21 protein-coding genes are annotated in these 23,163 nt (G+C 63.5%); 7 read left to right on the plus strand and 14 right to left on the minus strand.

The genetic code is table 11. The features are described 5' to 3' along the window. Positions 1 to 19 precede the first annotated feature (19 nt). The 3 genes from AC2FM3_RS09440 to AC2FM3_RS09450 all read left to right on the plus strand — a co-directional run bounded on the left by AC2FM3_RS09440 (position 20) and on the right by AC2FM3_RS09450 (position 3,253). On the plus strand, positions 20 to 1,051 hold the full coding sequence (locus AC2FM3_RS09440) for a glycosyltransferase family 4 protein (RefSeq protein WP_496680994.1): 1,032 nt from the start codon (positions 20 to 22) through the stop codon (positions 1,049 to 1,051). Positions 1,052 to 1,154: 103 nt separating this feature from the next. Continuing rightward, the gene (locus AC2FM3_RS09445; protein ID WP_496680996.1) at positions 1,155 to 2,177 is read left to right on the plus strand and encodes an aspartate-semialdehyde dehydrogenase; all 1,023 of its coding nucleotides are present in this window, start codon (positions 1,155 to 1,157) and stop codon (positions 2,175 to 2,177) included. Between the two features lie 158 nt (positions 2,178 to 2,335). Next, positions 2,336 to 3,253 (plus strand): endonuclease/exonuclease/phosphatase family protein, encoded by a 918-nt coding sequence (locus AC2FM3_RS09450; RefSeq protein WP_496680999.1) that lies wholly within the window; start codon positions 2,336 to 2,338, stop codon positions 3,251 to 3,253. Positions 3,254 to 3,294: 41 nt separating this feature from the next. On the opposite strand, the gene AC2FM3_RS09455 is transcribed toward AC2FM3_RS09450, so the two are convergent. Further along, complete coding sequence (locus AC2FM3_RS09455) at positions 3,295 to 3,945, minus strand: carbonic anhydrase (protein WP_496681001.1); 651 nt, start codon at positions 3,943 to 3,945, stop codon at positions 3,295 to 3,297. 142 nt (positions 3,946 to 4,087) lie between these two features. Here AC2FM3_RS09455 and AC2FM3_RS09460 point away from each other — a divergent pair, with 142 nt between their 5' ends. The 3 genes from AC2FM3_RS09460 to AC2FM3_RS09470 all read left to right on the plus strand — a co-directional run bounded on the left by AC2FM3_RS09460 (position 4,088) and on the right by AC2FM3_RS09470 (position 6,658). After that, positions 4,088 to 4,477 carry a hypothetical protein gene (locus tag AC2FM3_RS09460; RefSeq protein WP_005979954.1) on the plus strand — a complete coding sequence of 130 codons (390 nt, stop codon included), beginning with the start codon at positions 4,088 to 4,090 and terminating at the stop codon, positions 4,475 to 4,477. 64 nt (positions 4,478 to 4,541) lie between these two features. After that, positions 4,542 to 5,924: a leucyl aminopeptidase family protein gene (locus AC2FM3_RS09465; protein ID WP_496681003.1), complete on the plus strand. Its 1,383-nt coding sequence runs from the start codon at positions 4,542 to 4,544 to the stop codon at positions 5,922 to 5,924. Continuing rightward, complete coding sequence (locus AC2FM3_RS09470) at positions 5,921 to 6,658, plus strand: C40 family peptidase (RefSeq protein ID WP_496681004.1); 738 nt, start codon at positions 5,921 to 5,923, stop codon at positions 6,656 to 6,658. Before AC2FM3_RS09465 ends, AC2FM3_RS09470 begins: the two co-directional genes overlap by 4 nt. On the opposite strand, the gene AC2FM3_RS09475 is transcribed toward AC2FM3_RS09470, so the two are convergent. The 13 genes from AC2FM3_RS09475 to AC2FM3_RS09535 all read right to left on the minus strand — a co-directional run bounded on the left by AC2FM3_RS09475 (position 6,655) and on the right by AC2FM3_RS09535 (position 20,278). Then, on the minus strand, positions 6,655 to 7,005 hold the full coding sequence (locus AC2FM3_RS09475; RefSeq protein ID WP_496681005.1) for a DUF2794 domain-containing protein: 351 nt from the start codon (positions 7,003 to 7,005) through the stop codon (positions 6,655 to 6,657). The genes AC2FM3_RS09470 and AC2FM3_RS09475 overlap by 4 nt on opposite strands. Before the next feature lie 73 nt (positions 7,006 to 7,078). Beyond that, positions 7,079 to 8,746 (minus strand): ABC transporter permease, encoded by a 1,668-nt coding sequence (locus AC2FM3_RS09480; protein WP_496681006.1) that lies wholly within the window; start codon positions 8,744 to 8,746, stop codon positions 7,079 to 7,081. A gap of 114 nt (positions 8,747 to 8,860) precedes the next feature. Next, a complete protein-coding gene (locus AC2FM3_RS09485; RefSeq protein WP_496681008.1) occupies positions 8,861 to 10,078 on the minus strand; it encodes a phenylacetate--CoA ligase family protein in 1,218 nt (405 codons plus the stop codon). A gap of 19 nt (positions 10,079 to 10,097) precedes the next feature. Beyond that, a complete protein-coding gene (locus AC2FM3_RS09490) occupies positions 10,098 to 10,931 on the minus strand; it encodes an ABC transporter ATP-binding protein (RefSeq protein ID WP_490361275.1) in 834 nt (277 codons plus the stop codon). Positions 10,932 to 11,014: 83 nt separating this feature from the next. Then, the gene (locus AC2FM3_RS09495; protein WP_496681011.1) at positions 11,015 to 12,298 is read right to left on the minus strand and encodes an ABC transporter substrate-binding protein; all 1,284 of its coding nucleotides are present in this window, start codon (positions 12,296 to 12,298) and stop codon (positions 11,015 to 11,017) included. Positions 12,299 to 12,369: 71 nt separating this feature from the next. After that, a complete protein-coding gene (locus AC2FM3_RS09500) occupies positions 12,370 to 13,446 on the minus strand; it encodes a branched-chain amino acid ABC transporter permease (protein WP_496681013.1) in 1,077 nt (358 codons plus the stop codon). A 3-nt stretch (positions 13,447 to 13,449) separates the two neighbouring features. Next, a complete protein-coding gene (locus tag AC2FM3_RS09505) occupies positions 13,450 to 13,707 on the minus strand; it encodes a hypothetical protein (protein ID WP_170443918.1) in 258 nt (85 codons plus the stop codon). Positions 13,708 to 13,710: 3 nt separating this feature from the next. Continuing rightward, the gene (locus tag AC2FM3_RS09510; protein WP_170443916.1) at positions 13,711 to 14,697 is read right to left on the minus strand and encodes a branched-chain amino acid ABC transporter permease; all 987 of its coding nucleotides are present in this window, start codon (positions 14,695 to 14,697) and stop codon (positions 13,711 to 13,713) included. Positions 14,698 to 14,726: 29 nt separating this feature from the next. Further along, on the minus strand, positions 14,727 to 15,548 hold the full coding sequence (locus tag AC2FM3_RS09515) for an ATP-binding cassette domain-containing protein (RefSeq protein WP_490361278.1): 822 nt from the start codon (positions 15,546 to 15,548) through the stop codon (positions 14,727 to 14,729). Positions 15,549 to 15,625: 77 nt separating this feature from the next. Further along, positions 15,626 to 17,569 (minus strand): AMP-binding protein, encoded by a 1,944-nt coding sequence (locus AC2FM3_RS09520; RefSeq protein ID WP_496681056.1) that lies wholly within the window; start codon positions 17,567 to 17,569, stop codon positions 15,626 to 15,628. A gap of 173 nt (positions 17,570 to 17,742) precedes the next feature. Then, on the minus strand, positions 17,743 to 18,141 hold the full coding sequence (gene mutT, locus AC2FM3_RS09525; RefSeq protein WP_496681018.1) for an 8-oxo-dGTP diphosphatase MutT: 399 nt from the start codon (positions 18,139 to 18,141) through the stop codon (positions 17,743 to 17,745). 55 nt (positions 18,142 to 18,196) lie between these two features. Next, the gene (gene argJ / locus AC2FM3_RS09530; protein WP_496681020.1) at positions 18,197 to 19,423 is read right to left on the minus strand and encodes a bifunctional glutamate N-acetyltransferase/amino-acid acetyltransferase ArgJ; all 1,227 of its coding nucleotides are present in this window, start codon (positions 19,421 to 19,423) and stop codon (positions 18,197 to 18,199) included. Between the two features lie 6 nt (positions 19,424 to 19,429). Beyond that, positions 19,430 to 20,278, minus strand: coding sequence for a peptidylprolyl isomerase (locus AC2FM3_RS09535; protein WP_496681022.1), 849 nt, complete (start codon positions 20,276 to 20,278; stop codon positions 19,430 to 19,432). A gap of 175 nt (positions 20,279 to 20,453) precedes the next feature. Between AC2FM3_RS09535 and secA the strand changes: the two genes are divergently transcribed. Next, entirely contained in the window at positions 20,454 to 23,159 is a 2,706-nt protein-coding gene (gene secA, locus AC2FM3_RS09540) for a preprotein translocase subunit SecA (protein WP_496681025.1), read from the plus strand. Positions 23,160 to 23,163: the final 4 nt, after the last annotated feature.

The following is a 23,163-nucleotide window of genomic DNA, read 5'->3' on the forward strand; positions in this document are numbered from 1 at the left end:
CCCCGCCGGAGCGCATCCTGTGAAAGACCCCGTTGTCCTTGCCCCCAACCTGAAACGCCGCCTGTCGGGCGTGACCGCCACGATCGCACGGCTGGTGCCGTTGCAGGCGCAGTGGATCGACATCGCCGCCACCGGCCCGGGCCTGCCTGAGGACATCCCGCACATCCCGCTGGGCCACCTGCCCTTTCTGTCGCGCAAGACGCTGCGGGTCTGGCACGCCCGCCGCAACACCGAGATGCTGCTGGGCCTGATCCTGCGCGACCTGCTGCGGCTGCGGTTGAAACTGCTGTTCACCAGCGCCTCGCAGCGGGCGCATACAGGCTATACCAAGTGGCTGATCGGCAAGATGGACGCGGTGGTGGCGACCTCGCGCAAGACGGCCGAATACCTCGAGCGCGACGCGCAGGTGATCATGCACGGCATCAACCTGCAGGATTTTAAGCCATCCGCCGACAAGGCGGCGCTGCGCCAGAAGCTGGGGCTGCCCGACGGGCTGCTACTGGGCTGCTATGGCCGCATCCGCCACCAGAAAGGTACCGACGCCTTCGTCGATGCTATGATCGACCTGTGCGGGCAAGTCCCCGACGTGCATGGCATCGTTATGGGCCGCGCGACCGAGAAACACGGTGCTTTCCTGACTGAACTGAAGGACAAGGTGGCCCAAGCCGGCCTTTCCGACCGCATCCTGTTCAAGCCCGAGGTCACCGTGGACAAGATCGCCCAATGGTACCAGGTGCTGGATCTGTTCATCGCCCCCCAACGCTGGGAGGGGTTCGGGCTGACCCCCCTCGAAGCGATGGCCTGCGGCGTGCCCGTGGTGGCCACCGATGTGGGCGCGTTTTCCGAGATCGTGACCGACCCCGCGTTGGGTCGGGTGGTGCCTCCGGGCGACATTCCGGCGCTGGCCGCAGCCGCGGCCGAGATGTTGGCGGACCGTGATTCCCTGGCCCGCGCGGGCCAGGCCGCCCGCGCCCATGTTGAACGTAATTTCGACATCAACGGCGAGGCGCAGGCGCTTGTTGCGCTCTATCGGCGGCTGCTGGCCGGCTGAGGTGCCGCAAAACTGCGTCAAACGGTCAATTCCGCCGCGAAGACCCTTTTTTCTTTTCGGTTTCGCGGCTATGAACGCGCGTCCTTAATTCAGGAGACTAGACATGGGCTATCGCGTCGTTGTCGTCGGCGCCACGGGGAACGTGGGCCGCGAAATGCTGAACATCCTGGCCGAGCGCCAGTTCCCGGTTGACGAAATCGCCGCTCTGGCGAGCCGCCGTTCGCTGGGCACCGAGGTCAGCTTTGGCGACAAGACACTCAAGACCCAGGATCTGGACACGTTCGATTTCACCGGCTGGGACATGGCGCTGTTCGCCGTGGGCTCGGCCGCGACCAAGGATTACGCCCCCAAGGCGGCGGCCGGGGGCTGCGTGGTGATCGACAACTCGTCGCTCTATCGCTATGACCCCGAGATCCCGCTGATCGTTCCGGAAGTGAACCCGCAGGCGATCCACGACTACAAGAACAAGAACATCATCGCCAACCCCAACTGCTCGACCGCGCAGATGGTGGTGGCGCTGAAGCCGTTGCATGACCGCGCCAAGATCAAGCGCGTCGTGGTCTCGACCTATCAATCGGTCTCGGGCGCCGGCAAGGAGGGCATGGACGAGCTGTGGGACCAGACCAAGGCCGTCTACAACCCGATCAACGATGTGCCGCCGAAGAAGTTCACCAAGCAGATCGCCTTTAACGTCATTCCGCATATCGACGTCTTCATGGAAGACGGCTCGACCAAGGAAGAGTGGAAGATGGTCGCCGAAACCAAGAAGATCGTCGATCCGTCGATCAAGCTGACCGCCACCTGCGTGCGCGTGCCGGTCTTCGTGGGCCATTCCGAGGCGATCAATATCGAGTTCGAGGAATTCCTGGACGAGGACGAGGCCCGCGACATCCTGCGCGAGGCCCCCGGCCTGATGGTGATCGACAAGCGCGAGGACGGTGGATACGTCACGCCGGTCGAATGCGCGGGCGATTTCGCCACCTTCATCAGCCGCATCCGTCAGGATTCGACCGTGGAAAACGGCCTGAACCTGTGGTGCGTATCGGACAACCTGCGCAAGGGCGCAGCCCTGAACGCCGTCCAGATCGCCGAGCTGCTGGGCCGCGAGGTTCTGAAAAAGGGCTGACATCCGGCCCTGATGCAATTGCAAGGCCGCCTCCGCCGAGGCGGCCTTGCGTGTTTTCGGGACGGGCGCCCGTGGGCAGCCATTATTGTGGCAGCGGGTCTGGACGCGAGGCGGGTCAGAGCGCATATCCTGACCTGACCGTAGACCCGGGGCGTTGAATGCAGGCATTGACCGGAAAAGCCATCTTGCGGCGCTTGATTGCGTTGTGCGCCGCGCTGTTGGCGGGCATCGTCCTGATGGGATTCACCGGGCGCTATCTGGCCGTGGGGGATTCGCTGGCCTTGCTGCGCCCTCAGGCAGGGGCCTTGCTGATGGTCTGCGCCTTGGTGCTGGCGCTGGTCCGGGCCTGGCGGCTGGCTCTGGTCTCGATGGCGTTTTCACTGGTCGCCGCTGCATCGATCGCGCTGGGCTACGCGCCGGCCGACACCAGCTGTGACGACGGCTGCCTGACCTTCTATCAGAAGAATCTGATGCGGAAGGCATGGCCTCGATACGAGCTGGCCGAGGACATCATCGCATCCGACGCCCGGATCGTGACGCTGCAGGAGGTCTCGAGCCACAACCGAAAATACATGCACACCCTGTTCGAGCACTACCCTACTGCGGTGTACTGCAGGTTTCGACCCGAACAGAACGTGGCGGTTCTGACCGATCTGCCCGCCATCGACGGGTCGGACTTCTGCCTGTCAGGGCTGGGTGCGGCCGGGATCAAGGTGCTGACCCCGGACAACGGGCCGGTCTGGGTGGTCTCAATCCACATGCAGTGGCCGTTTCCGTATGACCAGTTCGACCAAAGCCGCAAAATCGCCGAATATATCGAAAACCTGGATGGCCCGGTTCTGGTCGGTGGCGATTTCAACATGGTGCCCTGGGGCGGCAGCGTGGCGCGAATCCGCTCGGCCACCGGCAACCGGAATTTCGGAATGGTGCTGAACACCCATTCCCTGGGCAGCTGGATGATGCCGATGCCCATCGACAACCTCCTTTTCCCCAAGGGCACGACCGGCACGGTGCATCTCCGCCCCTATCTGGGGTCGGACCATCTGGGCATACTGGCGCGGATTCGCCTGCCCTGACCCGCCGGGTCGAATCGGCCGGGTGCGCGCGTACGCGCTGATCAGACCAAGGCGAACTTCTTCTCCTTGGGGTCGTAGAATTCCAGCGCGCCCTCGCCGATATCTGTCCACAGCCCGTGGATCGACATCTCGCCGGCTTTCACGGCGCTTTCGACGAAGGGAAAGGTCATCAGGTTCTCGAGCGAGGCGACGACCGCCTGCCGCTCGAACTGGCGGGCCTGTTCAGTACTGTCGTCAACATCGGCGACCAGATCGAACCGGGGCTTGAGGATGTCCATCCAGCGGCCGACAAAGCTTTCCTTGGCCTCCAACTGCGGAGCGTTGCCCTTGCACATGTCGATGCAGCCCTGCACGCCACCGCATTGCGAATGGCCCAGCACAATCAGATGCGCCACCTTCAGTGCCGTCACCGCATATTCGATCGCCGCGCTGGTGCCGTGGCGCTCGCCGTCGGGCTCGTAGGGCGGAACCAGGTTGGCGATGTTGCGGTGGATGAAGAACTCGCCCTGATCGGCGCCGAAGATCGAGGTGACATGCACCCGGCTGTCACAGCACGAAATCACCATGGCGCGCGGGCGTTGCCCCTCGGTTGCCAAGCGTCGGTACCAGGCCTGGTTCTCGGAATAGGTGGTGGCCTTCCAGCCGTGATACCGCTGAACCAGATAGCTCGGCAGAGGTTTGGCAAATTGCATTGGGCTGTCCCTGATAGTCTTTCTGGCGGCCGCTGTAACCCAAATTCAGGAAAAATTCGAGCGATTTTGCCGGTTGGCCTCAAGGAATTGCAAAGGTTCAGTGTGGCAGGGTCACCGGTGCCGTGGGGGCATGAAGATTGGGGTGAATGTGGTGGACAAGATTGTCACGCTTGAACAGAAGGAATCCGTCCGTCTGGACCCGGACTGCCTGAGCGGGCTGTACCGGCAGCTGGGCGACCAGAACGCGATGGACGTGCTGTGCCGCACGGTCGAGGAACTGGCCGTGCGTCTGTCGAATTGCGAGCGGCACTGGCGTCAGCGCAACTGGACCGACCTTCGCAAATGCGCCAGGTCTCTGATCGCGATCGCCGAACAGGTGGGCATGACCCTGCTGGCCCGTGTAGCCGCGGACGTGACACGGGCCGTAGATGCGGGCGATGCGGTGGCCGCCGGCGCCACGCTTAACCGGCTGATCCGGGTGGGCGAACGGTCGCTGACCGCCGTGTGGGACCAGCAGGATCTTTCGATCTGACGGGGGTTGCGGGCGCCATACCTGTCGCTAGTCTGTGCACGACCCTGATCAGACCGAGGCGCCCATGACCCTGACATTCGCTTCCCCCGACCAACCGGCCACTGCGCTGCATGTCATCGACCAGGACGCACGCGATGGGTGGCTCGAAGCGCAGCCGCCGCAGGTTCAGGCCTGGGTGGCGGCGAACAGGTTCACCGGGGCGTTGGGGCAGGTGTTGCTGATCCCGGGTGCTGAAGGGGCGCCCGATCGTGCACTGGCCGGCTATGGCACCGCCGACCGGCGCGCGCGGGTTCGGTTCCCGCTGGCCGCCGCGGCCGAGGCGCTGCCCGAGGGCACCTATGCCATCGCTTCGGGCCTGCCCGCCGACCGCGCCGAGGTCGAGGCGCTGGGCTGGTTGCTGACCGGCTATGCCTTTGACCGATATGCCACGCAATCGGCCGCCAAGGCTAGGCTGGTCGCGCCGGACGGGGTGAACGCCGCGCGGGTCGAGATCATGGCCAATGCCGAGGCGCTGATCCGCGATCTGGTCAACACGCCCGCGGCCGACATGGGCCCCGATCAGCTGCAGGCCGCGGCCGAGGCGCTGGCCGGGGAGTTCGGCGCCCGGTGCGAAGTGACCCGAGGCGACGCGCTGCTGCAACGGAATTTCCCGATGATCCACGCCGTGGGCCGGGCCGCCGAACAGGCCCCGCGCCTTATCGAGATGACCTGGGGCACATCCGGGCCGAAACTGACCCTAGTCGGCAAAGGCGTCTGTTTCGACACCGGCGGGCTGGATCTTAAGCCCGCCGCCGCGATGGGTTTGATGAAAAAGGACATGGGCGGCGCGGCGAACGTGCTGGGGCTGGCGCGCATGATCATGGCGCTGGATCTGCCTCTGCAATTGCGTGTGCTGATCCCGGCGGTGGAAAACGCGGTGGCGGGCAACGCGTTCCGGCCGGGCGACATCCTGACCTCACGCAAGGGCCTGACGGTCGAGATCAACAACACCGATGCTGAAGGGCGGCTGGTGCTGGCCGATGCGCTGGCGCTGGCGGATGAGGGCGCGCCGGATCTGGTGATCTCGATGGCGACGCTGACCGGGGCGGCGCGGGTGGCGGTGGGGGCGGATCTGGCCCCGTTCTACACCAATGACGATGCCGCCGCGCAGGCCTTGGCGCAGGCCGCTGTTCAGGCGGCTGACCCGGTCTGGCGGATGCCGTTCCACACGCCCTACGAAACGTTGATCGAGCCGGGCATCGCCGATCTCGACAACGCGCCGGCGGGCGGGTTCGCCGGGTCGATCACCGCGGCGTTGTTCCTGCGGCGGTTCGTGGAAAACAGCCGGTACATGCATTTCGACATCTATTCCTGGCAAAAAGCCAAAGAGCCCGGCCGCAGCAAGGGCGGGTTGGGGCAAGGGCCGCGCGCCCTGCTGACCGCCCTGCCGGGGTTGCTGGACCTGTGAACCGCGCGCGCGTCATCCGCCCCGTCGTGGACCTGCTGCGCAGCCCCAAGGGTTCGCGCGACCGGCAGCTGCTGTATGGCGACGGCCTTGACGTCACCGAACAGTCCGGCGGCTGGTACCGGGTGGTTTCCGACAAGGATGGGTATCAAGGCTGGCTGCGCGCGGACCAGCTGGGCCCGGATGCCCCGGCCACGCATTGGATCTGGGCCCCGGCGACCCATGCCTATTCCGAATCCGACATCAAAAGCCCCGACCGGGTCAGCCTGAGCTTTGGCAGCCGGATCGTGGTGCTGTCGCAGCAGGACCGCTTTGTCGAGACCGAGCTTGGGTTCATCCCCGCAGTGCATATCAAACCGGTCGGAACACTGCTGAACGACCCGGTGGCGGTGGCCGAACTGTTTCTGGGCACGCCCTATCTGTGGGGTGGCAACAGCCGGTGGGGGCTGGATTGTTCGGGCCTGGTGCAGGCGGGGCTGCTGGCCTGCGGTGTGGCCTGCCCCGGCGACAGCGGCGATCAAGAGCGGGACCTGGGGACCGCATTGCCTCAAGGCTCCCCGGCGCAGCGTGGCGATCTGCTGTTCTGGAAAAGCCATGTGGCCTGGGTGTCCGGTGACAACCTGCTGCTGCATGCCAATGCCCACCACATGGCCGTGGTATTCGAGCCGATGGATCAGGCCATCGCCCGGATCGAGGCCCAGGGCGACGGGCCGGTCACGGCGCACAAGCGGCTCTAATCCGGGTCGACCGAGCGGATCAGCTTGCGCTCAAGCACCCGCAGGACGGCGCGCAGGTCGTGCCCGCGTTTCAGGATGCGTCCGTCCATGCCCACCACCGAGAACATGCCCTGTTTCTGCCGAAGACGCGGGTGTTTCTCGATGCGGTAGATCGGGTGTTCGGCGGTGCGCCGGAAGACCGAAAAGATCGCCACGTCGCGCAGGTTGGATATTCCGTAATCGCGCCATTCTCCGGCGGCGACCATCCGTCCATAGACGGAAAGAATCAATGACATCTCTTGCCGGTTGAAGGCCACCGGCATCTGGGTCGGCCCTGCAGGGTTCCGGCTGGGAGGCTGCATGTTCATGTCTTCAGCCTTGCCGGAAACGGAGATCAGATCAAGTCTGTCACGACAGGGTGTGGTATTTTTGAACCGCCAGTCAGGGCTTGCGACCCACCTGGCGGCAGATCAGGATCACCGGCAGCAGCCCCACGGCCAGGATCACCAGCGACGGAACGGCGGCGCCCTCCAACCGTTCGTCCGAGGCCAGCCGATAGGCCTGCACCGCCAGCGTATCAAAGTTGAACGGCCGCATGATCAGCGTGGCCGGCAGTTCCTTCATCACGTCCACGAACACGATCAGCAGCGCCGTCAGCAACGACGGCGTGAGGATCGGCAGATGCACCCGCCTCAACGTGCCCAATGGTGTCTGCCCCAAGGACCGGGCAGCGGCGTCCATATTTGCATGCACCGTGCTCTGGCCACTTTCATAGGCGCTGAGCGCGGCGGCCAAAAAGCGCACCATGTAGGCCGCCACCAACAGCCAGATCGAGCCGGTGACCAGCAACCCGGTCGACACGCCGAAGGACTGCCGCATCCAGGCGTCCAGCGCATTGTCGAATCCAGCAAAGGGCACGATCAGCCCCACCGCGATGACCCCGCCTGGCACGGCGTAGCCCAACCGCGCCACATAGGCCGCCATGGCCGAGCCGCGCCCGGGCCGCAGCCGTTGATAGAACCCCACGCAGACCGCCGCGCAGACGGTGATCACCGCCGCCGTTCCCGCCAGCGTCAGAGAATTGCGAATGAACCCCAGATAGCGAGCCGACAGCAGGTTCTGCTCGGACTCCAACCCCATCTGAACCAGAACGACGACCGGCAACAGAAACCCCAAAAGAACCGGGATGGCACACAGGACCCACGCCGCCACGGCCTGCCAACCGGACAATTGCGCCGCCGGCAAGGCCGAATGGCGTTTGCCCGGCTGGTAGTATTTGGCTTTGCCGCGCTGGGTGCGCTCGGTCACGGCCATCACCAGCGCAAAGGCCAGAAGGCACAGCGCCAGCTGCGCTGCCGCCGCGCGGTCGGCCATCGAAAACCAGCTAGTATAGATGCCGGTGGCAAAGGTCTGAACCCCGAAATAGGCGACCGTGCCGAAATCGGCGATGGTCTCCATCACCGCCAGCAGTACGCCTCCGGCGATGGCGGGTCGCGCCATCGGCAGCGAGACACGCCAGAAGGCCGACCACGGGCTGCTGCCCAGCGCCCGCGCCGCCAGAAAGGCGGTGGCGCTTTGTTGCAGAAAGGCCGCGCGGGCCAACAGATAGACATAGGGGTACAGCACCAGGATCAGCATGACTGCCGCACCCTCGGTCGAGCGGATCTCGGGGAACCAATAGTCGCGCGGGCCCCAGCCGGTCACCTGGCGCAGCGTGGTCTGAACGATGCCGGGGTGATCGAGGATGAAGGTATAGGCATAGGCCAGCACATAGGCCGGGAAGGCCAGCGGCAGCACCAGTGCCACTTCGAACAGGCGTACCCCGGGAAAACGGGTCATGGTGACCAGCCACGCGGCCCCGACCCCGATGGCGAAGGTGCCGGCCGAGACCAGAACCACCAGAATAGCCGTGGTGGTGGCATAGCCGGGCAGGACCGTGTCCAGCAGATGCCGGATCGTGTCGGTACCGCCGGTGACGGCCGCCAGCACCACGGCGACCATCGGCAACAGGCAGGTTGCCGCCACCAGATAGGCCAAGGCCCCGACGAACCGCGTGCCCAAGGCCCCGCGGTTGCGCGATCCATGTTCTGAAAATTCGATCTGGGCCATGGCCTCGGGTCGACAAAGGTTGCGGTTCCCCTTTAATCGACCAAAAAACTCGGAAACGCCAGTGGGCAGGCACAGGATTCTGCGGCGTATTTGGCCGCAGAACCCGGGGCCGGATCAATCGTAGACGCGCTGATCCTCGATCACCAGCCCGTCCTTGGGCAGCGAGCCAGGCGGCACCACCTGAACCGCACCCTTCAGCTTGAGCACCTCGACCACAGATTTGGCATAGGTATCGGCGTCGCCGCCGGGGCTTTCGATCTGAACGGTCATCGTGTCCATCTCGCCCTGCCGGGCGGCGATCACGCGGGCCTTGACGATCTCGTCATGCTTGGCAACCAGCGCGGCCACCTGTTCGGGTCGCACGAACATGCCCTTGATCTTGGTGGTCTGGTCGGCACGCCCCATCCAGCCCTTGATGCGCAGGTTGGTGCGACCACAGGGCGATTGCCCGGGCAACACCGCCGACAGATCACCGGTGGCAAAGCGGATCAGCGGATAGTCGGGGTTGAGGGAGGTCACCACGACCTCGCCGACCTCGCCTTCCACCACCGGTGTTCCGGTACCGGGGGTCACGATTTCGACGATGACATGCTCGTCGATGATCATGCCCTCCATCGCGGCGCTTTCATAGGCGATATTGCCCAGATCGGCCGTGGCATAGCACTGCAGACAGGAGATGCCCCGATCGGCATAGGCCTGGCGCAGGCTGGGGAACAGAGCCCCGCCGCCCACGACGGCCTTCGAGAAGTTCAGCGAAACGCCCATCTCGTCGGCCTTGTCCAAGATCACCTTCAGGTAATCGGGCGTGCCGGCATAGGCGGTGCAGCCCACGTCGCGCGCGGCGGTCACCTGAAGTTCGGTCTGGCCGGTGCCGGCGGGCAGCACGGCTGCGCCCACGGCACGGGCGCCGTTTTCAAAGATCATGCCCGCGGGTGTCAGGTGATAGCCAAAACAGTTCTGCACGATATCGCCCTGGCCCACGCCCGCCGTATGCAGGAACCGGCCCATGCGCCACCAGTCGTGATCGACTCCGCCGGGTTCATAGATCGGTCCCGGCGACTGGAACACATGGGCAAAGCCATGCGCAGGCTTGACGGTAAAGCCACCAAAGGGCGGGTGCTGACCCTGCGCCTTGGTCAGGTCGGACTTGCGCAGAACCGGCAGCCTGGGCAGATCGGCGATGGTCTGGATCGCATCCAGATCGACATCGGCGAAATGGGCCGCGAAACCGGGCGCGGATTTCGCCCGCGCCAGCTGTTCGCGCAGACCGGCCGATTGCTCGGCGGCGCGCTGGTCGGCCGAACGGGTTTCCAGAGCATCGTAGAATGTCATCGCCAGATCCTCCATCCGCTCACAGCCACCTTTTGCGGCGACGATAGGACCGCACGTCGCGGAAGCTCTTGCGGCCTTCGTCGGACATGCCGAGGTAGAATTCCTTGACGTCCGGGTTCTCGCGCAGTTCGGCGGCAGGGCCGTCCATCACCACGCGCCCCGATTCAAGGATGTATCCGTAATGGGCAAAGCGCAGCGCCACGTTGGTGTTCTGCTCGGCCAGCAGGAAGGACACGCCTTCCTGTTCGTTCAGGTCCTTCACGATGGTGAAGATCTCCTCGACCAGCTGCGGCGCAAGGCCCATCGAGGGCTCGTCTAGCAGGATCGTCTCGGGGCGGCTCATCAGCGCGCGGCCCATGGCCACCATCTGTTGTTCCCCGCCCGAGGTATAGCCCGCCTGGCTGCGGCGCCGCTCTTTCAGGCGGGGGAAATAGTTGTAGACCATCTCGAGGTCCTGCTGGATGGCGGCCTTGCCGTCCTTGCGGGTATAGGCCCCGGTCAGCAGGTTTTCCTCGACAGTCAGGTGTTCGAAACAGTGGCGGCCTTCCATCACCTGGATGACGCCCTTCTGCACCAGATCGGCCGGGTCGCGCTCGTGCACGTTCTGGCCGCGATACTTGATCGAGCCTTTGGTCACCTCACCACGTTCGGATTTCAGCAGGTTCGACACCGCCTTGAGCGTCGTCGTCTTGCCGGCCCCGTTGCCGCCTAGAAGCGCGGTGATCCCGCCCTTGGGCACGGTCAGGCTGACGCCCTTCAGCACGAGGATCACGTGGTTGTAGATCACCTCGATATTGTTGACCTCAAGCAGGGTTTCCGCCTGCACGTCAGTGGTTTGTGCCGCATCCAGCATCAGCGCGTGTCCTCATGCCTGCCCCGTTCGGGGCTTGTCCGGTTCGGGGCGGCGGTCAGCCGCCGCCCCGGTGTTCGTGCCGCTCAGTTGCAGCGCGATTCGATGTTGTTCTCGGCGGCATAAGCGGCCGAGTCTTCCTCGATCAGCGCACCGATCACGTCGCCATCGGTCGGCTTGAAGTCCGAGATCAGCGACCAAGTCTTGGTGTCCGCATCCCACTGGGTCACACCCACCATTCCGTTGCCGCCGTGGTTTTCACAGCTCACGGTGAAGGTCGGGCCGAAATTCGGCAGTCCCAGTTCGGCCATCTTTTCTTCGGTCATCTCAAGCGCTTCCATACCGGCCCGCATGTCGGCACCGGTGATGTCGGCCTTGCCCGAGATTTCCTGCGCTTTCTTGGCGGCTTCGGCGGCCAGCATCGCGGCATAGAGTCCGCGGTTGTACAGGACCGTACCGACCTGATCGCCGGCACCGGCGGCCTTGCCTGCATCGACGACGTATTTCCTCAGATCGTCATACAGCGGAAAGTCCGAGCCGACGTTGTGGAAAGTCAGCGCCTTGTAGCCATCGGCGGCCGCACCGGCGGGCATCACGTCATGTTCAGCGCCCGACCACCAGATGCCGATGAAGTTCTCCATCGGGAACCGGATGTTCGCGGCCTCTTGGATGGCGACCTGGTTCATCACGCCCCAGCCCCACATCAGGACATAGTCGGGACGGTCGCGGCGGATCTGCAACCACTGCGATTTCTGCTCCTGGCCCGGGTGATCGACCGGCAGGGCCACCAGCTCGAAGCCGTGCTTCTTGGACAGCTCTTCCAGCGTGCGGATCGGCTCCTTGCCATAGGCCGAGTTGTGATAGACCAGCGCGATCTTCTTGCCGTTCAGATCACCGCCGTTCTCGTCCAGCAGATAGTTGATCGCACCCGAGGCGCCGTCCCAGTAGTTGGCCGGATAGTTGAACGTGTGGCTGAACACCTTGCCGTTCTTGGCCGAGGTGCGGCCATAGCCCATAGTGTGCATCGGAATGTCGTCAGCGGTGGTTTTGGGGATCAGCTGATAGGTGATGCCGGTCGACAACGGCTGATACACCAGCGCACCTTCGCCTTTGGTCGATTCATAGCATTCGACACCCTTCTCGGTGTTGTAGCCGGTTTCGCACTCGATGACCTTGGCCGGAACACCACCGATGCCGCCGTCCCGCTCGTTGAGCAGAGTGAAATAATCCGCGTAGCCATCCGCGAAGGGGATGCCGCCCGCGGCGTAAGGCCCGGTGCGGTAGCTGAGCGACGGGAACACGAGGTCGGCCATTGCCGGACCTGCGGCCATCAGCGCACCCAGCGCCATGGTTGCCAGTTTCTTGTTCATCGGGTGTCTCCTCCCTTGGTTTGTCCGATGTTGGTTCGGGCTTTGCGCCCCTTTCTTGATTGGGCCGGTCCCTAGTGCGGGAAAGGCCAGAGTCTCAGTTTCTCCTTGGCGACGCGCCACAGCTGCGCCAGACCGTGCGGTTCGAGGATCAGGAACAGGATGATCAGCCCGCCCACGATCACCAGCTGCAGATGCGCGACGATGTCGGTGGGCCAGCCCAGCATGTCCGCGCCCACGACCTTGAGCACCACCGGCAGCAGCACCAGAAAGGCCGCGCCGGCGAAGGATCCGAAGATCGAGCCCAGCCCGCCGATGATGACCATGAACAGCACCAGGAAAGATTTCTGGATGCCGAAGGCCTCGCCCACCTCGACCGCGCCCAGGTAGATGGCGAAGAACAGCGCGCCCGACACGCCCACGAAGAACGAACTGACGGCAAAGGCGCTGAGCTTGGCGCGCAGCGGGTTCACACCGATGATTTCGGCGGCGATGTCCATGTCGCGGATCGCCATCCAGGTGCGCCCGGTGGTTCCGCGGGTCAGGTTGCGGGCGATGATCGCGCAGGCGGTCAGGAAGATCAGGCAGAACAGATAGGTCGCCCAGGCCGGCGCGTTCGGGCCGGTGATGATGATGCCGAGCACGTCACGTTCCGGCGCGTTGATCTGCCCCGAGGCCGAATAGTTGTAGAACCACGGCACCCGGTTGAACAGCCACACCAAGAAGAACTGCGCTGCCAGCGTCGCCACCGCCAGATAGAACCCCTTGATCCGCAGGCTGGGCAGGCCGAACAGCACGCCCACGATTGCGGTGATGCCGCCGGCCAGGATCACGTGGATGAACATCGACACGTCGGGAAAGGCGGTCATCAGCTTGTAGCAGGCATAGGCGCCCACGGCCATGAACCCCCCGGTGCCCAAGGAAACCTGCCCGCAATAGCCCACAAGAATGTTCAGCCCAATCGCCGCGATCGCATAGATCAGGAAGGGCAGCAGCAGCGCGTTGGCCCAATAGTCGTTGATGATGAACGGAATTATCCCGAACGCCACCGCCAGCACCACATAATACCGATACCGGTCGAACTTGATCGGGAAAGTCTGGTTGTCGTCCCTGTAGGAGGTCTTGAAGTCTCCTGCCTCACGATAGAACATGTCTTACTTTCCCCATTGTTCCTGCGCCCGGTTGCGGGCTTCGACGTCCAGTTGGTTGGACCGTTTGGCATATCCGCTCGCCTCCGAGGCGCGCACCAGTTTCATGTAAGCCAGAACGCCCATGACCAGCCCGGCAAAGGCCAAAAGCGCGGCCACGGTCAGCTGATTGGCGGTCAGATCGTCCGAGGTTAGGGCGATGTACCCAAAGGCCCAGAACCCCGCCCACGCGATCACGTTGATGATGGCGATCAGCTTGGTCATGGCCTACACCCTCTCGATGATCTTCTCGCCGAACAGGCCCTGCGGCCGGAACACCAGGAAGATCAACGCCAGCACGTAGGCGAACCAGTTCTCGGTCGCGCCACCCACCAGCGGGCCCACGGCGAACTCGAACAGCTTCTCGCCCACACCGATGATCAGCCCGCCGACGATGGCGCCGGGGATCGAAGTGAACCCACCCAGCATCAGAACCGGCAATGCCTTGAGCGCGATCAGCGACAGCGAGAACTGCACGCCCGACTTGGTGCCCCACATGATGCCCGCGACCAGCGCCACGAACCCGGCCACCGACCAGACCATGATCCAGATGAAGTTCAGCGAGATACCGACCGACAGTGCGGCTTGGTGGTCGTCGGCCACAGCCCGCATGGCGCGGCCCTGCTTGGTGTACTGGCTGAACGCAACCAGTGCCGCCACCAGAAGCGCCGCGATAACTGTCGCCACAATGTCCAGATTGTCGATGAAGAAGCCGTAGCCGAAGATGTTGTAGGTGGTCTCGTCGATCCACAGGTTGATGCCCTGCGGCAGACCCACGTCCAGTGTCTTGATCTCGGACCCCCACATCAGGTCGGCCACGCCTTCCAGGAAATAGGCAAGGCCGATCGTGGCCATGAACAGGATGATCGGCTCCTGCCCGACCAGGTGGCGCATGACAAAGCGCTGCACCGCCCAGGCCAGCAACACCATTACCGCCATCGTCAGAATGATCGCCAGAAACGCCGGAACGGTCCAGCCGAACGTATAGACATGCGTGCCGAAAATGGCGTTGATCAGATGGGCAAAGGGCACCTGCCCGTTCATGATCCCCACCAGCGTCATCGCCGCAAACAGGGCCATAACCCCCTGGGCATAATTGAAGATCCCAGACGCCTTGTAGATCAGCACAAAGCCCAGCGCGACCAGCGCATACAGCACCCCGGCCATGAGGCCGTTCAGAAAGACCTCCATCGCGAAAATCAACTGATCAGGCATCTGCGCCTCCCCTCAATTCTGTACGGTGCTCAGTCATGGCTGACCCCCAGATAGGCGTCGATGACTTCCTGGTTGTTGCGCACCTCGTCCGGCGTGCCGTCCCCGATCTTCTTGCCGTAATCCATCACGACCACGCGGTCGCTCAAGTCCATCACCACGCCCATGTCATGCTCGATCAGGGCAATGGTCGTGCCGAATTCGTCGTTCACATCCAGGATAAAGCGGCTCATGTCCTCTTTTTCCTCGACGTTCATGCCCGCCATCGGCTCGTCCAGCAGCAGCAGCTTGGGTTCGGCGGCCAGTGCGCGGGCCAACTCGACGCGTTTCTTCAGGCCATAGGGCAGGCGCGCAACCGGTGTCTTGCGGATGTGCTGGATTTCCAGAAAATCGATGATCTTCTCCACCGCCTCGCGGTTTTCCACCTCTTCCGCCTCGGCCTTACCGCGCCAGATCGCCTGCTGCACGATGTTGGTCTTCATGAAATTCAGGCGGCCTGTCATCACGTTGTCCAGAACGCTCATGCCTTCGAACAGGGCGATGTTCTGAAAGGTCCGGGCGATGCCCTGCCGCGCCACCTCATAGGGTTTCATCGGCGGGCGCTTCGCCCCGTGGAACCAGACCTCGCCCTCCTGCGGGACGTAGAAGCCGGAAATCACGTTCAGCATCGAGGACTTGCCCGCACCGTTGGGCCCGATGATCGCGCGGATCTCGCCCTGGCGAATGTCGAACGAGATGTCCTTGATAGCCACCACGCCGCCGAACCGCAGGGTGATGTTCTTCATCTCCATCACCACGCCGCCAATCTTGCGGCCATCCTCGGTGACATATCCGTCGTCGGATGCATCCAGCATCGTCTACTCCTCAAACTGCGGGTGAACGGGACGGCGAGCGGGGCGATGGCCGCAGGCCGAGCGGCGCACGACCGGCCTCATTCCGCGGCCACCTTCTGATGCGACACCGGCGCGACCGGCACGTCGACGATCTGCAGCGTGGCGCTGATGGATCCCTTGCGTCCGTCCTCATAGGTCACCTCGGTCGTGGTCGAGACCGTCTCGGACCCGTCATAGAGCGCGGCGATGATGTCGGCGTATTTGTCCTCGACGAACTTGCGGCGCACCTTTCGGGTGCGGGTGATCTCGCCATCATCGGGGTCCAGTTCCTTGTGCAGCACCACGAACCGGTGCACCTGGCAACCCGACAGCATCTCGTCGGCGGCAACCGACTTGTTGACCTCTTCCACGTGGCTGCGGATCGTCTCCAGCACCCGCGTATGGCCCGCCAGTTCCTGGTACGAGGCATAGGCGATGTTGTTGCGCTCGGCCCAATTGCCCACCGCCGTCAGGTCTATGTTGATGAACGCCACGCAACGGTCGCGACCATTGCCGAACAGCACCGCTTCGAGGATGTCGGGATAGAACTTCAGCTTGTTCTCGACATATTTCGGCGCGAACATCGAGCCATCGGCCATCTTGCCCACGTCCTTGGCGCGGTCGATGATCCGCAGGTGGCCGCTGCTTTCCTCGATGAAGCCCGCGTCGCCCGTGGCCACCCAACCTTCGGGGTCCTTGGTCGAGGCGGTGGACTCGGGGTTCTTGAAATATTCGACGAACACGCCGGGCGAGCGATAGAAGATCTCGCCATTCTCGGCGATCTTAAGCTCGACATCGGGGGCCGGGACGCCCACCGTGTCGGCCCGAACCTCGCCGTCGGGCTGGACGGTGATGAACACCGTCGCCTCGGTCTGGCCATAAAGCTGTTTGAGGTTGATCCCGAGCGAGCGGTAGAACTCGAAGATCTCGGGGCCGATCGCCTCACCCGCCGTATAGCCGACGCGAATGCGGCTGTAGCCCAGCGTATCCTTGAGCGGCCCATAGACCAGCACGTTGCCGATCGCGTATTTCAAACGGTCCATGAAACTGACCGGCTTGCCGTCCAGGATGCGTCCACCGACCTTCTTGGCGTGATCCATGAAATAGCGGAACATCCGCTGCTTCATCGGGCTGGCATCCTCCATCCGGATCATCACGTTGGTCAACTGGGTCTCGAACACCCGCGGCGGCGCGAAGAAATAGGTCGGCCCGATCTCGCGCAGGTCGGTCATCATCGTGTCGGCGCTTTCAGGGCAGTTCACGCAGAAGCCGCACCAATAGGCCTGACCGATCGAGAAGATGAAGTCTCCCACCCAAGCCATCGGCAGATAGGACAGGATATCCTCGTTCTGGGTCAGGTGGTCGAATTCGGCCGAGTTCTTTGCGCTTTCGATCACGTTGCGGTTCGACAGAACCACGCCCTTGGGCTTGCCCGTGGTGCCCGAGGTATAGAGCATCACACAGGTGTCGTCATAGGTGATCTCGGCGATGCGGCGGTCCAGCTCGGCATCGAACCGGTGATGCCCGGCGCGCCCTTCGGCCATGATGTCGCTCAGCGCGTTCATCTGGCTGTGGTCGTATTTCCGCATGCCGCGCTTGTCGGTATAGAGGATATGCTTGACCTGGTGCAGATCCTGCTGGATCTCGATGACCTTGTCGACCTGCTCTTGGTCGCCGCAGACCACGTATTTCGCGCCGCAGTGCTCCAGCACATAGGCCATCTCTTCGGCGACCGAGTCCTGATACAGCGGCACCGGCACCGCACCCACCATCTGGGCCGCAATCATCGACCAGTAATGCGCCGGGCGGTTGCGCCCGATCACGGCGATATGGTCGCCCTTTTCAACGCCAAGCTCCAGGAAACCCAGAGCCAGCGCACGAATCTCGGCGGCTGTTTCCGCCCAGGTCCAGCACTGCCAGATCCCGAATTCCTTTTCGCGGTAGGCCGGGGCATCCCCGAACTGAGTCGCATTGCGGTGTAGCAGCGCCGGAAGGGAGTGCATCCCCTCGGCGCCCGACTGCGTCTGAGCCAATTCTATCTCTCCTCCCCATCCGACCCCGGTTTGGGCCGGAACGACGTCGCCGGGTCAGACCCGCGCGCCGCTGCCCCGATTAAGGACAAGGAGGACGATCAGCGTCAACTTTTTCGTGATGTTTTCCGGAATCTTACGAATTGTTACAGCCAATCCCGCAGGATCGGGATCAGTGGAACATCTGCCGCCGGCATCGGATAGTTGCGCAGGTCGTTCGCGCGCACCCATTTCAGCGCCTGCCCTTCTTTTGACTGCGGAATGCCCTGCCATTTCCGGCAGGCAAACAGTGGCATCAGCAGGTGGAAATCGTCATAGCTGTGGCTGGCAAAGGTCAGCGGCGCCAGGCACGAGGCCCAGGTGTCGATGCCCAGTTCCTCGTGCAATTCGCGGATCAGGGCGGCCTCGGGGGTTTCACCCGGCTCGATCTTGCCGCCGGGAAATTCCCACAGCCCGGCCATGGACTTACCCTCCGGGCGCTGCGCCAGCAGCACCCGCCCATCCACGTCGATCAAGGCGACGGCAGAGACGAGAACCGTTTTCATTGTCGCAGTCCCGGACGCAAAACCGGGCTCCACTTCTGCTGGAATTGCTCTGATGTCACGACCGGTAGTCCGCGTTGATCTCGATGTACCCGTGCGTCAGGTCGCAGGTCCAGACAGTGGCCTTGCCCGCGCCCAGCCCCAGATCGACCGCGATCACCAGTTCCTGGCCTTTCATATAAGCGGCGGCGTGTTCCTCGCGATAGGTTGGGCTGACCCAGCCGTTTTCGGCCACGAGGATATCGCCGAAGGAAATGCTGAGCGTGTCGCGATCGGCCGCCGCGCCGGATTTGCCGATCGCCATGACGACACGGCCCCAGTTCGGATCCTCGCCCGCGATGGCGGTCTTGACGAGCGGTGAATTGGCGATGGCCATACCGTGGACCTTGGCATCGGCGTCCGAGGCGGCGCCGGTCACGCGGATCTCGACGAATTTGGTGGCGCCTTCGCCGTCCTTCACCACCTGATGCGCCAGATCCAGCATCACCGATTCCAGCGCCCGCGCGAAATCGGCATTGCCGGTGGCCTCCACCCCTGACGCGCCCGTCGCGCACAGCAGCAGGCTGTCCGAGGTCGAGGTGTCGCTGTCCACGGTGATGCAGTTGAAGGTCCGGTCGGTCTGCTCGGCCAGCAACCGTTGCAGCGCCGGTTGCTCGATCTTCGCATCGGTGAAGATATAGACCAGCATCGTCGCCATGTCGGGCGCGATCATGCCCGACCCTTTGGCAATCCCCGCAATAGAGACTGTTTTGCCGTCAATCTCCACCTGCGCGCTGGCGCCTTTGGGGAAGGTGTCGGTGGTCATGATCGCCCGCGCCGCCTCTTCCAACGCGTCAGCGCGCAGGCCGGCGGTCAGTTCGTCCAGCCGGGCCACGATCCGGTCATGCGGCAGCGGCTCGCCGATCACCCCTGTGGACGAGGTGAACACGCGGCTCTGCGCCACACCGGTCGCCTGCGCCACGGCTTCGGTGATCTGCTCGACCGACGCCTGCCCGTACTGCCCGGTAAAGGCGTTAGCGTTGCCCGAGTTCACCAGGATCGCCGCCGCCCCGTCGCTGGGCCCGCCGATCTTGTCCTGGCAATCCAGCACCGGCGCCGCACGGGTGGCCGAGCGGGTGAATACCCCCGCCACCGCGGTGCCCGGATCGAGCACCGCCAGCATCACGTCGGTGCGGCCCTGATACCGCACCCCGGCGGCGACCGTGGCGAATCGCACACCGTCGATAATCGGCAGATCAGGAAAGGCCGCGGGGGCCAGCGGAGACACCTTGGTGATCTTGGCCACTGGGGTTTACTCCTGAACCAGGTCCAGCTTGCGGACCACATCCGGGGTCAGGCCCTCGACATCGGGGCGCTCGACGCTGCCCGCCTGGGTCAGCTCGTAGATCCTGGCCTGAATGGCCTCCTGACGAACGGACTGGGCCAGCTCATCGCGCACCTCGGCCAGCTCGGGCGCTTCGGATTTGCGTTTGTCGTTCAGGATCACGACATGCCATCCGAACTGGGTCTGCACCGGGTCCGAAACCTGACCTTTTTCCAGCCCGATCACGGCCTGTTCGAACTCGGGCACCATCTGGCCCTTGCCGAACCAGCCCAGCGCGCCGCCATTGGGACCGGACGGACCGGTGGATTTCTCCTTGGCCAGCTCGGCAAAATCGGCGCCGTCATCCAGTTGCGCTTTGATCTCTTTGGCCTCGTCCTCGGTCGCGACAAGGATGTGGCTGGCGTTGAACTCGTCCTCGCCCTGGAACTCGGCGAACTGCGCGTCATAGGCGGCCTGGATCGCGTCGTCGGTCACCTGGGCATCGGTGATCTGGTTCACCGTCTGCACGGCCTTCAGCGAGCGCGCCTCGTTTTCCAGCATCAGCGCGTTCAGGCGGGTCAGGTCTTCCTGCTCTTGGCTCAGCAGCTGCTGCTGTATCAGCTGCTCGACGATGAACTGGTACAGCACCTCGTCATCCAGCTGCTGATATTGCGGCGGCAGGCTGGCCGCGGTGGCGATGACATGGCCCAAAGTGATCTCGTCGCCGTTGACGCGCGCCACAACCGTGTCGGCCGAAGGTTCGGTTTCGGCGGCAACCGGCAGGGCCATCATGGCCGCAAGCGCCAGCGATGGCAGAAAAGTGAGACCTTTGGGCATGAATTCATCCTATATTCTGGCCGCGACAGGGCGTGGCGTTGACACTCTGGAACCTGCCGCTTACATCGCTTGAAGCCTTTGACAGGACCATCTTTCCTCCCAGCTATCTATGGGTTGCGCGCAAGGTGGGCAAGCCTGTCGCAACCAAGACAAGAAAAGATCCGCTGGAGTGAACATGCTGGGACTCGGTACGCTTGCCAAAAAGGTGTTCGGAACACCGAACGACCGCAAGATCAAGGCAACCCGCCCGCTGGTCGAAAAGATCAACGCGCTGGAGCCGGAGTTCGAGAAGCTCTCGGATGACGATCTGAAGGCCAAGACCGACGAGTTGCGCAAACGCGCCAAGGAGGGAGAGAGTCTGGACGACCTGCTGCCCGAAGCCTTCGCCAACGTCCGCGAGGGCGCAAAACGGGCTCTGGGTCTGCGGGCCTTCGACGTGCAGCTTCTGGGCGGTATCTTCCTGCATCAGGGCAACATCGCCGAGATGAAAACGGGCGAAGGCAAGACTTTGGTCGCCACCTTCCCCGCCTATCTGAACGCACTGACCGGCAAGGGCGTGCATGTGGTCACGGTCAACGAATACCTGGCCAAGCGCGACGCCGAATGGATGGGCAAGGTGTTCGGCGCCCTCGGCATGACGACCGGTGTGATCTGGTCAGGTCAGCCCGATGCCGAGAAAAAGGCCGCCTATGCCTGCGACATCACCTATGCCACCAACAACGAGCTGGGCTTCGACTATCTGCGCGACAACATGAAGTCGGACCTGGCGGACGTCTACCAGAAGTACCACAATTTCGCGATCGTGGACGAGGTCGACTCGATCCTGATCGACGAGGCGCGCACGCCGCTGATCATCTCGGGGCCGTCGCAGGACCGGTCAGATCTGTACACCGCCATCGACGCGCTGATCCCCGAGCTGCAGGAAGATCATTATACGATCGACGAAAAATCCCGCAGCGTGACGTTCACAGATGAAGGCAACGAGTTCCTGGAAGAACAGCTGCAGGCCCGCGGCCTGCTGCCCGAGGGCCAGTCGCTGTACGACCCCGAAAGCACCACGGTGGTGCACCACGTCAACCAGGGCCTGCGCGCGCACAAGCTGTTCCAGCGCGACAAAGACTACATCGTCCGCGACGGCAACGTGGTTCTGATCGACGAATTCACCGGGCGCATGATGCCGGGCCGCCGCCTGTCCGAAGGTCTGCACCAGGCGATTGAGGCCAAGGAAGGGGTGCCGATCCAGCCCGAGAACGTGACCCTGGCCAGCGTGACCTTCCAGAACTATTTCCGCCTGTACGACAAGCTGGCCGGCATGACCGGCACCGCCCTGACCGAGGCCGAGGAATTCGCCGAGATCTATGGCCTGGGCGTTGTCGAGATTCCGACCAACAAGCCGATCGCTCGCGTGGACGAGGATGATCAGGTCTATCGCACCGCGGCCGAGAAATACGCGGCCATGATCGAAGAGATCAAGAAAGCCAACGCCAAGGGCCAGCCGGTTCTGGTTGGCACGACCTCGATCGAGAAGTCCGAGATGCTCAGCCAGATGCTGACCAAGGAAGGCATCAAGCACAACGTCCTGAACGCCCGCCAGCACGAGCAGGAGGCCCAGATCGTGGCCGAGGCCGGACGTCTGGGCGCGGTGACCATCGCCACCAACATGGCCGGCCGCGGCACCGACATCCAGCTGGGCGGCAATGTGGAAATGAGCGTGATGCAGGCGCTGGCCGAGAACCCCGACGCCGACCCGGCGGAACTGCGTGCCCGGGAAGAATCTCGCCACGCCGAGGAAAAGCAGAAGGTGCTGGAGGCCGGAGGTTTGTTCGTTCTGGCCTCGGAACGCCATGAAAGCCGCCGCATCGACAATCAGCTGCGCGGCCGCTCGGGCCGTCAGGGCGACCCGGGCCGCACCGTGTTCTTCCTCAGCCTGGAAGACGACCTGATGCGCATCTTCGGCTCGGAACGGCTGGACAAGGTTCTGACCACACTGGGCATGAAAGAAGGCGAGGCGATCGTGCACCCTTGGGTGAACAAATCGCTGGAGCGCGCGCAGGCCAAGGTCGAAGCCCGCAACTTCGACATGCGCAAGAACGTCCTCAAGTTCGACGACGTTATGAACGATCAGCGCAAGGTGATCTTCAGCCAGCGCCGCGAGATCATGTCCTCCGACGATCTATCCGACATCGTGTCAGACATGCGCGAGCAGGTGATCGACGACCTGATCGACCAGTATATGCCGCCCAAGAGCTATGCCGACCAATGGGATACCGAGGGGCTGCACGCGGCGGTCAAGGACAAGCTGAACATGGATGCCCCGGTTCAGGACTGGGCCGCCGAAGAAGGCGTGGACGATGAAGCCATCCGTGAGCGCCTGATCAAGGCCGCCGACGAGATGATGGCCCAGAAGGCCGTCGCCTTCGGCCCCGAGAACATGCGCAACATCGAAAAGCAGGTGCTGCTGCAGACCATCGACAGCAAATGGCGCGAGCACCTGCTGACGCTGGAGCATCTGCGCTCGGTCATCGGGTTCCGCAGCTATGCCCAGCGCGACCCGCTGAACGAATACAAGACCGAGGCGTTCCAGCTGTTCGAGAACATGCTGGACGGCATGCGCGAGACGGTGACCCAACATCTGGCACGTGTGCGCCCGCTGAGCGAGGAAGAGCAGCGCGAGATGCTGGCCCAGATGCAGGCGCAGCAGGCCCAGATCCAGAAAGCCGCCGAACGGGCCGAAGCGGTGGCCGAAGCCAAGGCCTCGGGCGATGCGCGCCCCGGCTTCGTCGAGGACGACCCGTCAACCTGGGGCAATCCCTCGCGCAACGATCAATGTCCCTGCGGATCGGGCAAAAAATTCAAGCATTGCCATGGCCGGCTGGTCTGACCCG

It is taken from the genome of Ruegeria sp. BHSB172 (genome assembly GCF_059613165.1).

What these genes read in the sequence shown, in the direction of transcription:
- AC2FM3_RS09445 (WP_496680996.1), top strand. Translation starts at nt 1,155, where the DNA reads ATGGGCTATCGCGTCGTTGTCGTCGGCGCCACGGGGAACGTGGGCCGC.
- AC2FM3_RS09450 (WP_496680999.1), top strand. Translation starts at nt 2,336, where the DNA reads ATGCAGGCATTGACCGGAAAAGCCATCTTGCGGCGCTTGATTGCGTTG.
- AC2FM3_RS09455 (WP_496681001.1), bottom strand. Translation starts at nt 3,945, where the DNA reads ATGCAATTTGCCAAACCTCTGCCGAGCTATCTGGTTCAGCGGTATCAC.
- AC2FM3_RS09465 (WP_496681003.1), top strand. Translation starts at nt 4,542, where the DNA reads ATGACCCTGACATTCGCTTCCCCCGACCAACCGGCCACTGCGCTGCAT.
- AC2FM3_RS09475 (WP_496681005.1), bottom strand. Translation starts at nt 7,005, where the DNA reads ATGAACATGCAGCCTCCCAGCCGGAACCCTGCAGGGCCGACCCAGATG.
- AC2FM3_RS09480 (WP_496681006.1), bottom strand. Translation starts at nt 8,746, where the DNA reads ATGGCCCAGATCGAATTTTCAGAACATGGATCGCGCAACCGCGGGGCC.
- AC2FM3_RS09485 (WP_496681008.1), bottom strand. Translation starts at nt 10,078, where the DNA reads ATGACATTCTACGATGCTCTGGAAACCCGTTCGGCCGACCAGCGCGCC.
- AC2FM3_RS09490 (WP_490361275.1), bottom strand. Translation starts at nt 10,931, where the DNA reads ATGCTGGATGCGGCACAAACCACTGACGTGCAGGCGGAAACCCTGCTT.
- AC2FM3_RS09495 (WP_496681011.1), bottom strand. Translation starts at nt 12,298, where the DNA reads ATGAACAAGAAACTGGCAACCATGGCGCTGGGTGCGCTGATGGCCGCA.
- AC2FM3_RS09500 (WP_496681013.1), bottom strand. Translation starts at nt 13,446, where the DNA reads ATGTTCTATCGTGAGGCAGGAGACTTCAAGACCTCCTACAGGGACGAC.
- AC2FM3_RS09505 (WP_170443918.1), bottom strand. Translation starts at nt 13,707, where the DNA reads ATGACCAAGCTGATCGCCATCATCAACGTGATCGCGTGGGCGGGGTTC.
- AC2FM3_RS09510 (WP_170443916.1), bottom strand. Translation starts at nt 14,697, where the DNA reads ATGCCTGATCAGTTGATTTTCGCGATGGAGGTCTTTCTGAACGGCCTC.
- AC2FM3_RS09515 (WP_490361278.1), bottom strand. Translation starts at nt 15,548, where the DNA reads ATGCTGGATGCATCCGACGACGGATATGTCACCGAGGATGGCCGCAAG.
- AC2FM3_RS09520 (WP_496681056.1), bottom strand. Translation starts at nt 17,569, where the DNA reads ATGCACTCCCTTCCGGCGCTGCTACACCGCAATGCGACTCAGTTCGGG.
- mutT (WP_496681018.1), bottom strand. Translation starts at nt 18,141, where the DNA reads ATGAAAACGGTTCTCGTCTCTGCCGTCGCCTTGATCGACGTGGATGGG.
- AC2FM3_RS09535 (WP_496681022.1), bottom strand. Translation starts at nt 20,278, where the DNA reads ATGCCCAAAGGTCTCACTTTTCTGCCATCGCTGGCGCTTGCGGCCATG.
- secA (WP_496681025.1), top strand. Translation starts at nt 20,454, where the DNA reads ATGCTGGGACTCGGTACGCTTGCCAAAAAGGTGTTCGGAACACCGAAC.